Here is a 13,054-nt window from a genome sequence, read left to right as displayed (position 1 = left end):
TTATCTGCTTCCTTTATTTTTGTTACCACCGTGACCTCTGAAAGATCTTGTCGGAGAAAATTCGCCTAACTTGTGGCCTACCATGTTTTCTGTAACATATACCGGGATAAAAGATTTCCCGTTATGTACTGCGATGGTTTGCCCTACGAAGTCCGGAGAGATCATAGATGCTCTGGACCAAGTTTTGATTACAGTCTTTTTATTAGACTCTATATTTGCCTGAACCTTCTTCTCTAAAGTATGATGAATGAAAGGTCCTTTCTTAAGTGATCTTGCCATAATTATTTTCTTTTAGAGACGATGAATCGGTTAGACGCTTTGTTTTTCTTTCTGGTTTTGTAACCTTTAGCAGGCATACCGTTTCTGGATCTTGGGTGACCTCCGGATGAACGTCCCTCACCACCACCCATCGGGTGATCTACAGGGTTCATTACTACCGCTCTTGTTCTAGGTCTTCTTCCCAGCCATCTGCTTCTACCCGCTTTACCGGATACGGTAAGCTGGTGGTCCGAGTTGGATACGGATCCAATCATGGCCATACATTCTGTAAGGATCATTCTGGATTCTCCGGAAGGCAGTTTAATGATGGCATACTTACCGTCTCTGGAGGTAAGCTGTGCAGAGGATCCTGCACTTCTGGCCAAAATTGCCCCTTGTCCTGGTCTCATTTCGATACATGAAATTACGGTACCCAGTGGAATGTGTTTCAATTTCATGGCGTTCCCTACATTCGGTTCTGCAGATTCTGAAGAGATTACTTTCTGATCTACCTTGATACCGTTTGGAGCGATGATGTATCTCTTCTCTCCGTCCGCGTACTCCAGCAGTGCTATGAAAGCAGTTCTGTTCGGATCGTACTCTACAGTTTTTACAGTAGCTTCAACATTGAATTTATTTCTCTTGAAGTCTATAATTCTGTATTTCTTTTTGTGTCCACCTCCGGTGTAACGCATGGTCATTTTACCTGTTTGGTTACGTCCACCTGACTTTTTAATACCAACCGTAAGAGATTTCTCTGGCTTGTTGGTAGTAATTTCCTCAAAGTTGTTTACAACTCTGAATCTCTGTCCCGGGGTGATAGGTTTTAATTTTCTAACAGACATTACTATTGTTTATAATTATTTACTACGCTTAATTTATACTGAAAATACGTCTAACACTTCTCCTTCTGCAAGGGTAATAACCGCTTTTTTCAGTTTGTTGGTTTTCCCAACCTGAAGTCCTTTCTTGGTGTATTTTGCAGACACTTTAGGAGCATAAATCATGGTTCTGACGTCTGCTACTTTCACACCGTAAGCATCTTCTACCGCTTTCTTAATCTGGATTTTATTCGCTTTCGGGTTTACCAAAAAAGAATAGTCTCCTCTAAGTTCAGTAAGGTAGTTTGCTTTTTCTGAAATAACTGGTTTTATAATAACTGACATGATTTATTTCTTTAGGTTATCCTGGAATTTTTCTACCGCACCTTCAAAGAAAACAATCTCACCTGCATTGACCAAGTCATAAGAACTGATTTCGTTATAGTTCAGAACTTTGGTTTTCGGTAGGTTTCTTGAAGATAAATACACATTCTTATTTGCTTCAGGAATAATGAACAATGACTTCTTACCATTGAGCTCCAGCGCGTTCAGTAACGTGATGAAATCTTTGGTTTTAGGAGCGTTCATGCTCAGGTCTTCCATTACTTTAATGCTGTTTTCTCTCATTTTCTGAGACAGAACAGATTTCTTGGCCAATCTCTTAAGCGCTTTGTTCAGTTTGAAACGGTAGTCTCTTGGTTTCGGACCAAAAACTCTACCCCCACCTTTGAAAGTAGGCGACTTAATATCACCGTATCTCGCAGATCCTGAACCTTTTTGCTTCTTAAGTTTTCTGGTAGAAGCGGTAATTTCGCTTCTTTCCTTAGATTTATGAGTTCCCTGTCTTTGTGCAGCAAGGAATTGCTTCACTTCCAGATATACCGCGTGGCTGTTTGGCTCAATTCCGAATACAGAATCATCCAGGGTCACTTTTCTTCCGGTATCTTTACCGGTATTGTTTAATACTACTAGTTCCATCTTCTTACAATTACATATGAATTAATAGCCCCCGGAATTGCCCCTTTTACGATCAGAAGATTTTGTTCTTCATCTACTTTCAGAACCTCAAGGTTTTGTACAGTTACCTGCTTACCTCCCATTCTTCCGGCCATTCTCATCCCTTTAAATACTCTGGACGGATCAGATCCCGCACCAATAGAACCCGGCGCTCTCAATCTGTTGTGCTGACCGTGTGTAGCCTGCATTACCCCTCCAAAGTTGTGTCTTTTTACAACACCCTGGAATCCTTTACCTTTTGAAGTACCTGTTACATCCACATATTCTCCTTCTGCAAACAAGTTAACCTTCACTTCATCTCCTACCTTTAAATCATCGAATCCATGGTTGAATTCTACCAATTTAGCCTTAGGAGCAGAACCTGCCTTCTTAAAATGGCCGGCCAACGCTTTTCCAACGTTCTTCTCACTCTTGTCATCGAAACCTAACTGTACGCCTTTGTAGCCATCAGTCTCTACGGTTCTGACCTGTAAAACCGAGCATGGCCCCGCCTGGATAACGGTACAAGGAATATTCTTTCCTTCTTCGTTAAACAGGGAAGTCATCCCGACTTTTTTTCCAATAATACCTGACATTATTTAATATATATCTGTTGTTTCACTTATTTCATTTCCGGCTCCGAAGCAATTTCTATTTCTTGATTAGGCATACTTCTCCCCCAAAATGAGAGTGCAAATTTATGAAGAATATTTCAATTGACAAACAGTGAGTTAAAATATTTTGAATTTAATTCAGCAGCGCAGGAATATGATTTTGATTCCTGAAACAGGCACCCGGATTTTCAGGCTTTCTGTAACAGGTGGTGCCGTATTTTACCATGAAGAGCAAGAGAGGAAAAGCAGCATGCTCATGATGAAGGAAACAAACAAATTTATTTTAGAAAAGAAAGTGAAGAGCATACCGTCCGGGAGGGTGGATTTGCCCAAGAATCCACAGGAATTGAAATGTGTGATTAACAGTGCGCTCCTACAGAGCTCAGATCTTACTGTGACATTTGCTGCTATGAACAGCAGGCACCTACGGTGCGGGAACAGCAAATCAAGACTTTCACTGCTGATGCTCACAGACCTTAAAGCAAAAAGAAGGTTACTGATGCAGAAGATAACACATTATAATATATGGATGTTAACGTTCAGTCAGCAATGCGTGGGATGATGAACGGTTTTCTATGGAAAATCATCATCAGATCAGTTGACGACCATTGATGTGCCAGCCTCACCCCGGATCTGAAGAATGCCCCTGCCGGATCATAGTCCGGATGGCAGCGGTTACCCCGCACCAGGCGCAGGCCTATGCGCAGGCGGGAGGAGTATGAGCGTACAGCCGGCGATTGAAGTGAACGGAACCTCTTGACGTGTACTCCTAAAAAATAGAAGGTGGCAAAAAAGAGCACGCCGTCTGCACCGCCCATCACAAAAAATCCCTCTTCTTGCGAAAAGGGATTTTTGTAGCATGGCAAAAGCCGTAGTCCTTGAAATGACTTCCATCTGCTGAAAGGGAATTCCGGGCTTATCTGAAATTTTTTCTCAAACTACGGTAAAAGCACACGTACCTTTGTTATGAATGTAAAACTGATTAAAACTGATACGTCAGCTGTGCCGAGAAGTTACGGGGCTGAATCTGATCCAGGTAACCACCACGGTAGTATGAGCTGTAGTTCACTACATCTGTCAGGTTATTGAAAAACACCCGCACTCCGAATCCGTTGTAGGTATATCCAATCTGCGCCTCCACCGTAGTATAAGCGGTAAGATCAAATGGTTTCACTCCCGGCTCCACTGAATTTACGTGACCGCTCTGGATGGTTTTCTTGGTAAAGTTATCTACCGGTCTTGCCCCTACGTGGTACACGCCCACACCCAGATCCAGTCCGCGCACGAATCCTTGGTTGAATTTATAGTTTACCCAGCCGTTTGCCGTATGTTGTGGCGTGTTCATAGGGGCACTGCCGTCCATATACGCCGGTGATTCCTGGTATTGCGCATCCAGATATGCATAACCCGCCATCACCTGAAGGTTGGGCATTACTCTACCGATGAGTTCTACCTCTGCCCCTTGTCTTTTTAGCTGACCGGCAAGTCCGTAGTCGCCGGTAGCCTGTCCTGCTTCATTCAGAATGGAATAAGAAAGGTTATCGGTCAGTGCATGGAACAAAGTCACATTAAATCTCAGTTTTTCATCCAGCCAGTCGGATTTCAGACCTGCCTCAAACTGATCGGTACGCTCCGGTCCTACGGTGCCGCCGCCCAAAACCGGGTTATTGGCTCCGCGTAGCGATGTGGTGCTGGTATAAGACCCGAAGATGTTCATGTTTTCTTTAGGCGAAACCATCAGTCCGAAGGAAGGGTTCCATGCGTCAAATTCCTCACCTTCCGGCACCCCGTGCAATTTACTGTAGCGCACGCCGAGTACGGCTTTCAGATATTTGTTGAAGGTGATGACGTCCTGCGCCATCAGTCCCATGTGGCTTGCCAGCGATCTGGAAGTTCCGGTAGGACCTCCGAATTCCAGGGTAACCCCGGCAGGGAGAACATTGGTAATATCCTCCAGTACATTGATCTGGTCCACATTGTTTTTGGCACCATAAGAAGTCGTCAGTACATTGGACTGTGACCAGTCGAACCCGGTCTGAAAGGTGTGTTTGATTTTCCCGGTGTACACATCCTGCCCGATGAAATCAAACTGGAAGGTCTGATTATTGTCCTCGCGCTCAGATTTGGACAGTCCACGGCTTCTTACAGCGTAATTGGTCGCTGCATTACCTTTCCCGATGCTGGATGCAATACTTTCATTATTATAGTTGGAGTTGTAATAAGCTGCTCTCAGTTTGAACTGGTCATTCAGTTTTCTGACCACATTTGAAGCGAAGTTATAACTTTCTGTATGGTTATTGTCTGTACGGAATCCCAGGAATTTACCTTTTGGCATGACATACAGGTTATTTGCGGAGTCGTCACTCAGGTTCACGGTACCTCTGTCCGGGGTATTGTTACTGTTGAAGTAATCCATTTCCACATTGATCTGGGTTTTATCATCCGGGCGGTAGGCGATAGACGGGTTCACATAGATTCTGTCTGCCGAAACGCCGTTTCTGAAGCTGTTATTTTGCTGATAGGCACCATTAAGCCTTACAGCAACTTTATTCTGGGTATCCAGCACCTGCTGTACATCAAAGAACGGACGATACATATCCCAGCTTCCCACACGCATTCCTACTTTGGCCGAGTTAATGAAATGTGGCTTTTTGGTTACGATATTGATGACCCCACCGGCATCTCCCAGCCCGGCAGCTACCCCCTGTGTGATGGCAGCAGAACCTTTGATCACCTGAATGGTTTCTACGCCCTGCATATCGGTAAGCATGGCACTGGTTCTGAAATCTGAATCCATGCGCACCCCATTTTTGAGAACCGGCACCCCCCGGTATCCGCGGATGGACATACTTTCTTTGTTGCCCCCATAGGAACCAAAAAGCGTGACACCCGAAACGTTTTTCACTACATCTGTTACGGTAAGACCTCCCAGATCCTCTATTACCTTAGACGAAATAACCGAAATATTCTGAATCTGATCTCTGGTCTTCAGCGGCATTCTGGTAATGATTTCCAGACCTTCCGGCTGCTGGCCTTTGCTCCCGAAGAGTTCTACCTCCTGTATGGTGCGGGTTCTTTTAAGGGTATCTTCTTCTAATGGTTCATAGTGGTCATAACGCATTTGCGCCTGGGCTCCTGCCACACCGGCAAGCAGTACTATAGCAGCGGTCAGTTTTCTCATATAGCTTACTTTTTTATTTGCCGCAAATGTACTATTTTTAATTATTCTAAATAATGATAAAATCTGATAAATATCAGTTTTTGGAAAAAAACAAGGTGTAAAAGCCTTCTGAGGCGTAGTTTGGCAGGTAACGAAACACACAAGAGTGAAAAATAAATTAGAAAAGGCTCAGATAATATCCAAGCCTCACTATTCTTATTTTTCCAAAAAAATTGCATGCAGGATGCATTCTATCCTAAATCTCTTTTCTTTCGATCAAACAAAAAATACTGACCTAACACCCCAAAAACTGCTGCCATAAAACCTACGAACAGAGATTGCAAATATTCCCGTTTCAAGTCAGCAACATCAAAAGTTTGATTGGCACTAAAAATAACTTCTGTAGCAAAGTGACAATAAGCCACGGCAAAAGTCATCAGTAAAATTAAAAAGGGTGCTTTGAACCGGCTCTTCATCATTATAAAATTTTAATCTTAAAAATATAAAAAATCCGCTTCCCAAAAAGGAATCTGTATCATAGCAAAGTGCAGCAATCACATTTTACTTCTCAAAGACATAACGCATGGACTGATCCACAGGAAAGGTATTAAGTTTCTTCTTGCCTTCAATAAATTTTCTCTTTAACCGCTCTTGCTCATCGGCATCCTGCATTTTGAATTTATTGAAAAAATTACCGCTGAAATCGGCATCATAAATCATCTGATAATACTTTTCTTTTGGTACTTCTATACCTTTTCCACTTACGGCAACCGTGTGATTTTCTTTTCTGAAAGAGACCAACTTAAACTGATAAAATTTCTGTTCATCTTCTACACTTACAATCAGTCCGGGTAAACCGGCAAAGAAATAAGGTCCGAACTGAAACGGATAGTCTTCTGCGAAACAAGCATTCCACTTTCTGCCATAAGCATCTAAGGTCGCCTCTTTACATTGTATCGTTCCGATTAGTTTCTCAGTAGGTTTAATCTGCCATTTCTGAGGGATCGTTTCCGTATAATACACCTTTGTGTTTTCAAAAGTTTGTGAAATATGTATTTTACGATCCGAATAGTCCGTTATCACAACATCCTTTATAAAAGCTCCTGTTCCGGTTAGCTGCGAACTGTTTACAGAATCCCTTTTGTAGGTTTCATAATCCTGAAAATAACTGTCCTGATTGTCATTCATTAATAAGACTAAACGGGTATTTTGGTATCCGGCAGTGGAGTCTGCCTTGTAGGTTAACTCATAAACTGCCTTGTAGGTGTAGTCCTTTTGTGAAGATACTATCAATGGCATATAAATTAAAATAAATGCAAAAAGATATTTCATTTGTACTATTGAAAAAAAATAAAATAAGTGCTGCTATTTTAGTCTACTACTGCATAACTTCTCTTAAGACTAGATCTTGCACCGGAAAACACTCCACATTGCGCATAATTTATTGCTTGCCCCATTATATCTGCGTCTGTTTGCGTTGGAGGTGTATCACACCATATGTTTTGAGTATATGATGTCCCACAAGAAGTTGTAACCGGTAGCGTATAATAACCTCCTCCCGAGAATAAGTTTACTGCGGATTGTAAATTACTATGATAAACATTCACATTTGCAGTTGTAATCCCGCTAATGGCAAGAGCTCCAACAAAAAATAATTTCCTCATAATGTTTTTTTTTAAATTAACATCACGAAACTAAAACTAAAACTATGCAAATTTCTCATGACAAAAAAGCATTTCACATGATATTTTATAATCATTCCAAACAAAAATCCGCTTCCTAAAAAAGGAAACGGATTTTGTATCATAGCAAAGTGCAGTGATCACACTTTAATTTCTACGTCAACTCCTGAAGGCAGCTCTAATTTCATTAAAGCATCTACAGTTTTAGAAGAAGAAGAGTAGATATCCATCAGTCTCTTGTGAGCTGAAAGCTGGAACTGCTCTCTTGCTTTCTTGTTTACGTGCGGAGATCTCAGTACGGTGAAGATTCTCTTGTTCGTAGGCAATGGGATAGGTCCGTTTACTACAGCGCCTGTCGCTTTTACCGTTTTTACGATTTTCTCAGCAGATTTGTCTACCAAATTGTAATCGTAAGATTTTAATTTTATTCTGATTCTTTGTGACATTTTAATCTAAATTTTAAAATTAACCTTTTGCCTTAGCGATTACGTCTTCAGCAACGTTTTGTGGAGCCGGATCATATTTTTCAAACTCCATGGAAGAGGTAGCTCTACCGGAAGACAATGTTCTGAGTGAGGTTACATATCCGAACATTTCGGAAAGTGGAACGAACGCTTTGATTACTTTCGCATTGTTTCTGTCGTCCATACCGTTTACGGTTCCTCTTCTTCTGTTCAGGTCACCTACGATATCACCCATGTATTCTTCAGGCGTCACCACTTCCAACTTCATGATCGGTTCCATGATTACAGCCTTGGCTGCTTTTCCTGCTTCCTTGAAGCCCATTTTGGCAGCAAGTTCGAAGGACAGCTGATCCGAGTCAACCGCGTGGAAAGATCCGTCTTTCAGGGTAATTTTCATTGCATCTACTTCAAATCCGGCCAGAGGACCATTTTTCATAGATTCTTTGAATCCTTTTTCTACAGATGGGATAAATTCTTTAGGAATGTTACCACCTTTGATTTCGTTTACGAACTCCAGACCGGTTTTGCCTTCATCTGCAGGACCGATTTCAAATACGATATCTGCAAATTTACCACGACCACCAGACTGTTTCTTGTACACCTCTCTGTGATTAGCAGTCTGAGTAAGCGCTTCTTTGTATTCTACCTGAGGCTGGCCCTGGTTTACTTCTACTTTGAACTCTCTTCTCATACGGTCTACAATGATGTCCAGGTGAAGTTCACCCATACCGGAGATGATGGTTTGTCCAGACGCTTCGTCTGTTTTTACCTGGAATGTAGGGTCTTCTTCTGCAAGTTTTGCAAGAGCGTTCCCCATTTTATCCTGGTCAGCCTTGGTTTTAGGCTCTACAGCGATACCGATTACCGGATCCGGGAAGATCATGGACTCCAGAACGATTGGGTTCTTCTCGTCACACAGGGTATCTCCCGTTTTAATATCTTTAAACCCTACAGCTGCACCAATATCTCCTGCTTCAATGTATTCTACAGGGTTTTGCTTATTGGCGTGCATCTGATAGATTCTGGAAATTCTTTCTTTGTTTCCTGATCTTGCGTTCAGTACATAAGAACCTGCATCCAGTCTGCCGGAGTATGCTCTGAAGAATGCCAGACGACCTACGAAAGGATCGGTAGCAATTTTGAAAGCCAGTGCAGAGAACGGTTCTTTTACGTCTGGTTTTCTGGAGATGGCTTCATCAGTTTTAGGATCTGTACCGTCTATGGCTTCTTTGTCCATAGGAGAAGGAAGGTATTTACATACCGCATCCAGCATGAACTGAACTCCCTTGTTTTTGAAAGAAGAACCACAAGTCATCGGGATGATGGACATGTCGATGGTTGCTTTTCTCAATGCTTCGTTAATCTCGTCTTCTGAGATAGAATCCGGATCTTCAAAGAATTTCTCCATCAGGGTATCATCATAATCTGCAACCGCTTCTACCAGTTTTTCTCTGTATTCCATTACTTCATCCTTCATATCTTCAGGAATCGGAACTACGTCAAAGGTTGCACCCTGGGTATTTTCGTGCCAGATAATGGCTCTGTTTTTAATCAGGTCTACTACACCTTTGAAATCTTCTTCGGCACCTATAGGCAATACAATTGGAACTGCGTTGGATCCCAACATTTCCTTCACCTGGTTTACCACCATCAGGAAGTCAGCACCTTGTCTGTCCATTTTGTTTACGAATCCCATTCTGGCTACGTGATAGTTATCTGCAAGTCTCCAGTTGGTTTCAGACTGAGGTTCTACTCCATCTACCGCAGAGAAAAGGAATACAAGACCGTCAAGTACTCTTAATGATCTGTTTACCTCTACGGTAAAATCCACGTGTCCGGGGGTATCAATAATGTTGAAGTGATACTCTTTGGAATCCGGCGTAGGCTCGCCGTCGAATCTTGGGAATACCCAGTTACAGGTTGTTGCTGCAGACTGAATGGTAATTCCTCTTTCTGCTTCCTGCTCCATCCAGTCCATCTGTGAAGAACCTTCGTGAGTTTCTCCCAGTTTGTGGGTCTTTCCGGTGTAAAATAAAATTCTTTCTGTAGTGGTGGTTTTTCCGGCATCAATATGCGCAGCAATACCAATATTTCTTGTAAATTTAAGATCTCTTGCCATTTCAGATTAGAATTTAAAGTGTGAGAAAGCTTTATTGGCTTCTGCCATTTTGTGGGTATCTGATTTCTTTTTGTAAGCCGCTCCTTCTTCTTTAGCCGCAGCAATTACTTCAGCTGCAAGTTTCTGAGCCATAGACTTGTCATTTCTGGCTTTGGAATACTTGATAAGCCACTTCATGGCCATAGAAATTTTTCTGTCGGCACGAATCGGCATTGGAATCTGGAAGTTGGCGCCCCCGATTCTTCTGGAACGTACTTCTACGTGAGGCATCACGTTCGTCAGTGCATCTTTCCAGATTTCCAGTGAAGTTTTTTCGGTCTCTCCTTTTTTAGCTTCTACGATATCCAGTGCATCATAGAAAATTTTGAATGCGATAGACTTTTTACCGTCCAGCATCAAATTATTTACGAATCTTGTTACCAGCTGATCATTAAATTTCGGATCCGGTAACAACGGTCTTTTTTTCGCTTTAGTTTTTCTCATTGTTTCGTTTCTTAATACTTAATGATTACTTTTTCTTACCTGCAGCAGCTGGCGCCTGACCCGGCTTAGGTCTCTTGGCTCCGTACTTGGATCTTCTTTGTGTTCTACCATTTACACCAGCGGTGTCTAATGCACCTCTTACGATGTGGTAACGTACTCCCGGTAGGTCTTTCACCCTTCCGCCTCTTACCAATACTATCGAGTGCTCCTGAAGATTATGTCCTTCGCCCGGGATGTAGGCGTTGATCTCTTTTCCGTTAGAAAGTCTTACCCTTGCTACTTTTCTCAGTGCAGAGTTTGGTTTCTTCGGAGTGGTAGTATATACTCTGGTACATACACCGCGTCTTTGTGGACAAGAATCAAGGGCAGCCGATTTGCTCTTCTTGGCAAGCGTGGCTCTTCCTTTTCTTACTAATTGTTGAATAGTAGGCATTTAATTGCTTTTTATTTTAGGGTGCAAAAGTATGAATATTTTTTCAACCTACAAACACTGATTTATAAATCTTTACATTTTTATTTGATGATTTAATACCCGCTTAAAACTGTGGTTACATTCTATGCCCTACGGAAATCGCCGATATACAACGTAAATAAGCCATAAAACAATATTTTTCATAAATCAAAATGAATCCTGCTGATTGGTATCATCAATCAAAATCACAAGGAATAACACAGGAACTTCCGTATCTTTGTTGTAAATAGAATATTATGAGAAACCCAACGATTATCGGGCTCAAACCCGAAGACTGTAAACTGATTGCCGAAAAACTGAACGTTTTGCTGGCCAATTACTCCATTTTTTATCAGAACACAAGAGGTGCACACTGGAACATTAAAGGAAATGACTTCTTTACCCTCCATCCGAAATTCGAAGAACTCTATAACAGCCTGGTGCTGAAAATTGATGAAATTGCAGAAAGAATTCTGACCCTGGACGGCACTCCGAACCACAATTACTCGGATTATCTAGAACTTTCTACCATCAAAGAAAGCAAGGAGGTAACAGACGGCACCAAATGCGTGCAGAATATTCTGTCGTCTTTTAAAATTGTCATCGATCTGCAGCGTGATTTACTGGAGGTTACAGAAAAAGCCGGCGACGAAGGAACCAACTCGCAAATGAGTGACTACATTACCGAGCAGGAAAAAGATGTCTGGATGTACAATGCCTATCTGGGGAAATAACCACCGATCATCCCGTGAATTTAAAAATCGCCTCGTCTGAAGGCGATTTTTTGTTTCTGTTTGCCTAAATTTGTGTAAAACTTTTTCAATGAGCGAGGTCCGTCTCCATTCCATTCTGGATAATGATTTCTATAAAATTACCATGCAAAACGCCGTGGTAAAACTCTTCCCGAATGAACGCGTGCAATACGAATTCATCAACCGTGGAAAACATTTTTTCCCCGAAGGTTTTGACCGTGAACTTCAAAAAGCCGTGAATGCTATGGCAGAACTGAAGCTTACCCGCGCCGAAAAAGAATTTTTGCGCATTACCTGCCCTTACCTGGATCTGCCCTATCTGGATTTCCTGGCCGGCTATCATTATAATCCTTCCGAAGTATGCATTAAACAAACCGGAAACGACTTGCAAGTCACCGTAGAAGGCGAATGGTACCGCACCATTCTCTGGGAAGTTCCACTGCTGTCCCTGATTTCTGAACTGCATTACGTGATGAATGGTATGGAGCGCGAGCCAGACGATCTCATCATTGACAAGACCCTGAAGAAAGCCCGCCAAATGGATCGCATGAACGTGACCTATGCAGAATTTGGCACCCGCCGCCGGCACTCCTATGCCGTACACGATCTGGTGGTAAAAGCACTGACCCAAAACCGCCCCTCCGGATTTACCGGCTCCTCCAATATCCACTTTGCCATGAAATACGGCGTAAAACCCATCGGTACCCATGCCCACGAATGGTTTATGTTTCATGCCGCCGAATATGGTTTTAAAATGGCCAATGCCCTTTCACTGGAACACTGGGTAGATGTGTACCGCGGCGACCTGGGTGTGGCCCTTTCGGATACCTATACCACAGATGTGTTCTTCCGCCAGTTCGATAAAAAATTTGCCAAACTCTTCGACGGTGTGCGGCATGACAGCGGTGACCCCATAGAATTTGCTCGAAAAACCATAGCACATTATGAAAAAAACGGCATCAATCCTTTGTTTAAATACATTATTTTTTCAGACGGACTGAATATGGATAAAGTAGCCGAAATCACCCGGGCATGCCAGGGAAAAATCGGAATTTCTTTCGGAATCGGCACGAACCTGACCAATGATGCCGGCCTGAAACCTATGAATATTGTCATGAAACTGGTCGCAGCTCAGTCTCCGAACGGGGACTGGATTCCCACAGTAAAACTCTCAGATGAGCGTGGAAAATATACCGGTGACCCCAATATGATTTCACTGGCAAAAACCTTCCTGAGAATCAATGAATAAAAACC

General features: G+C 42.5%; 16 protein-coding genes. 2 read left to right on the top strand and 14 right to left on the bottom strand.

The window, feature by feature from the left end; all coding sequences use genetic code 11:
- The 14 genes from rpsS to rpsL all read right to left on the bottom strand — a co-directional run bounded on the left by rpsS (position 1) and on the right by rpsL (position 11,030).
- Complete coding sequence (gene rpsS, locus LKO26_RS00765) at positions 1–279, bottom strand: 30S ribosomal protein S19 (RefSeq protein ID WP_227585886.1); 279 nt, start codon at positions 277–279, stop codon at positions 1–3.
- 2 nt (positions 280–281) lie between these two features.
- Positions 282–1,103: a 50S ribosomal protein L2 gene (gene rplB / locus LKO26_RS00760; RefSeq protein ID WP_227585885.1), complete on the bottom strand. Its 822-nt coding sequence runs from the start codon at positions 1,101–1,103 to the stop codon at positions 282–284.
- A 33-nt stretch (positions 1,104–1,136) separates the two neighbouring features.
- Positions 1,137–1,424, bottom strand: a complete 288-nt coding sequence (rplW, locus tag LKO26_RS00755; RefSeq protein WP_227585884.1) for a 50S ribosomal protein L23 — start codon at positions 1,422–1,424, stop codon at positions 1,137–1,139.
- Between the two features lie 3 nt (positions 1,425–1,427).
- Positions 1,428–2,057: a 50S ribosomal protein L4 gene (gene rplD, locus LKO26_RS00750; RefSeq protein WP_227585883.1), complete on the bottom strand. Its 630-nt coding sequence runs from the start codon at positions 2,055–2,057 to the stop codon at positions 1,428–1,430.
- A complete protein-coding gene (rplC, locus tag LKO26_RS00745) occupies positions 2,048–2,671 on the bottom strand; it encodes a 50S ribosomal protein L3 (RefSeq protein ID WP_227585882.1) in 624 nt (207 codons plus the stop codon). Before rplC ends, rplD begins: the two co-directional genes overlap by 10 nt.
- Positions 2,672–3,228: 557 nt before the next feature.
- On the bottom strand, positions 3,229–3,555 hold the full coding sequence (locus LKO26_RS00740) for a hypothetical protein (protein ID WP_227585881.1): 327 nt from the start codon (positions 3,553–3,555) through the stop codon (positions 3,229–3,231).
- 116 nt (positions 3,556–3,671) lie between these two features.
- On the bottom strand, positions 3,672–5,870 hold the full coding sequence (locus LKO26_RS00735) for a TonB-dependent siderophore receptor (RefSeq protein WP_227585880.1): 2,199 nt from the start codon (positions 5,868–5,870) through the stop codon (positions 3,672–3,674).
- Positions 5,871–6,100: 230 nt separating this feature from the next.
- Positions 6,101–6,328, bottom strand: coding sequence for a hypothetical protein (locus tag LKO26_RS00730; RefSeq protein WP_227585879.1), 228 nt, complete (start codon positions 6,326–6,328; stop codon positions 6,101–6,103).
- Positions 6,329–6,410: 82 nt separating this feature from the next.
- Positions 6,411–7,181 (bottom strand): GLPGLI family protein, encoded by a 771-nt coding sequence (locus LKO26_RS00725; protein ID WP_227585878.1) that lies wholly within the window; start codon positions 7,179–7,181, stop codon positions 6,411–6,413.
- Positions 7,182–7,219: 38 nt separating this feature from the next.
- On the bottom strand, positions 7,220–7,513 hold the full coding sequence (locus LKO26_RS00720; RefSeq protein ID WP_227585877.1) for a hypothetical protein: 294 nt from the start codon (positions 7,511–7,513) through the stop codon (positions 7,220–7,222).
- Between the two features lie 158 nt (positions 7,514–7,671).
- A complete protein-coding gene (gene rpsJ, locus LKO26_RS00715; protein ID WP_002661363.1) occupies positions 7,672–7,977 on the bottom strand; it encodes a 30S ribosomal protein S10 in 306 nt (101 codons plus the stop codon).
- Between the two features lie 19 nt (positions 7,978–7,996).
- Positions 7,997–10,114: an elongation factor G gene (fusA, locus tag LKO26_RS00710; RefSeq protein WP_227585876.1), complete on the bottom strand. Its 2,118-nt coding sequence runs from the start codon at positions 10,112–10,114 to the stop codon at positions 7,997–7,999.
- Positions 10,115–10,120: 6 nt separating this feature from the next.
- Positions 10,121–10,597 carry a 30S ribosomal protein S7 gene (gene rpsG / locus LKO26_RS00705; RefSeq protein ID WP_227585875.1) on the bottom strand — a complete coding sequence of 159 codons (477 nt, stop codon included), beginning with the start codon at positions 10,595–10,597 and terminating at the stop codon, positions 10,121–10,123.
- Positions 10,598–10,622: 25 nt separating this feature from the next.
- Complete coding sequence (gene rpsL / locus LKO26_RS00700; protein ID WP_227585874.1) at positions 10,623–11,030, bottom strand: 30S ribosomal protein S12; 408 nt, start codon at positions 11,028–11,030, stop codon at positions 10,623–10,625.
- Between the two features lie 275 nt (positions 11,031–11,305).
- Between rpsL and LKO26_RS00695 the strand changes: the two genes are divergently transcribed.
- Positions 11,306–11,782 carry a Dps family protein gene (locus LKO26_RS00695; RefSeq protein ID WP_227585873.1) on the top strand — a complete coding sequence of 159 codons (477 nt, stop codon included), beginning with the start codon at positions 11,306–11,308 and terminating at the stop codon, positions 11,780–11,782.
- Positions 11,783–11,870: 88 nt separating this feature from the next.
- Positions 11,871–13,049 (top strand): nicotinate phosphoribosyltransferase, encoded by a 1,179-nt coding sequence (gene pncB, locus LKO26_RS00690; protein WP_227585872.1) that lies wholly within the window; start codon positions 11,871–11,873, stop codon positions 13,047–13,049.
- The last annotated feature ends 5 nt before the right edge of the window (positions 13,050–13,054 follow it).

Origin of the sequence: Chryseobacterium sp. MFBS3-17 (genome assembly GCF_020687745.1) — a bacterium.
GTDB lineage: Bacteria > Bacteroidota > Bacteroidia > Flavobacteriales > Weeksellaceae > Marnyiella.
The sequence above is the reverse complement of the archived record's forward strand: the minus strand, read 5'-3'. Positions and strand labels throughout refer to the sequence as shown.

Coding starts and splice junctions, on each gene's coding strand:
- LKO26_RS00730 (WP_227585879.1), bottom strand. CDS start 6,328: ATGATGAAGAGCCGGTTCAAAGCACCCTTTTTAATTTTACTGATGACT.
- rpsS (WP_227585886.1), bottom strand. CDS start 279: ATGGCAAGATCACTTAAGAAAGGACCTTTCATTCATCATACTTTAGAG.
- LKO26_RS00735 (WP_227585880.1), bottom strand. CDS start 5,870: ATGAGAAAACTGACCGCTGCTATAGTACTGCTTGCCGGTGTGGCAGGA.
- rplB (WP_227585885.1), bottom strand. CDS start 1,103: ATGTCTGTTAGAAAATTAAAACCTATCACCCCGGGACAGAGATTCAGA.
- rpsJ (WP_002661363.1), bottom strand. CDS start 7,977: ATGTCACAAAGAATCAGAATAAAATTAAAATCTTACGATTACAATTTG.
- rpsL (WP_227585874.1), bottom strand. CDS start 11,030: ATGCCTACTATTCAACAATTAGTAAGAAAAGGAAGAGCCACGCTTGCC.
- LKO26_RS00695 (WP_227585873.1), top strand. CDS start 11,306: ATGAGAAACCCAACGATTATCGGGCTCAAACCCGAAGACTGTAAACTG.
- rpsG (WP_227585875.1), bottom strand. CDS start 10,597: ATGAGAAAAACTAAAGCGAAAAAAAGACCGTTGTTACCGGATCCGAAA.
- fusA (WP_227585876.1), bottom strand. CDS start 10,114: ATGGCAAGAGATCTTAAATTTACAAGAAATATTGGTATTGCTGCGCAT.
- LKO26_RS00720 (WP_227585877.1), bottom strand. CDS start 7,513: ATGAGGAAATTATTTTTTGTTGGAGCTCTTGCCATTAGCGGGATTACA.
- rplW (WP_227585884.1), bottom strand. CDS start 1,424: ATGTCAGTTATTATAAAACCAGTTATTTCAGAAAAAGCAAACTACCTT.
- rplD (WP_227585883.1), bottom strand. CDS start 2,057: ATGGAACTAGTAGTATTAAACAATACCGGTAAAGATACCGGAAGAAAA.
- LKO26_RS00725 (WP_227585878.1), bottom strand. CDS start 7,181: ATGAAATATCTTTTTGCATTTATTTTAATTTATATGCCATTGATAGTA.
- rplC (WP_227585882.1), bottom strand. CDS start 2,671: ATGTCAGGTATTATTGGAAAAAAAGTCGGGATGACTTCCCTGTTTAAC.
- pncB (WP_227585872.1), top strand. CDS start 11,871: ATGAGCGAGGTCCGTCTCCATTCCATTCTGGATAATGATTTCTATAAA.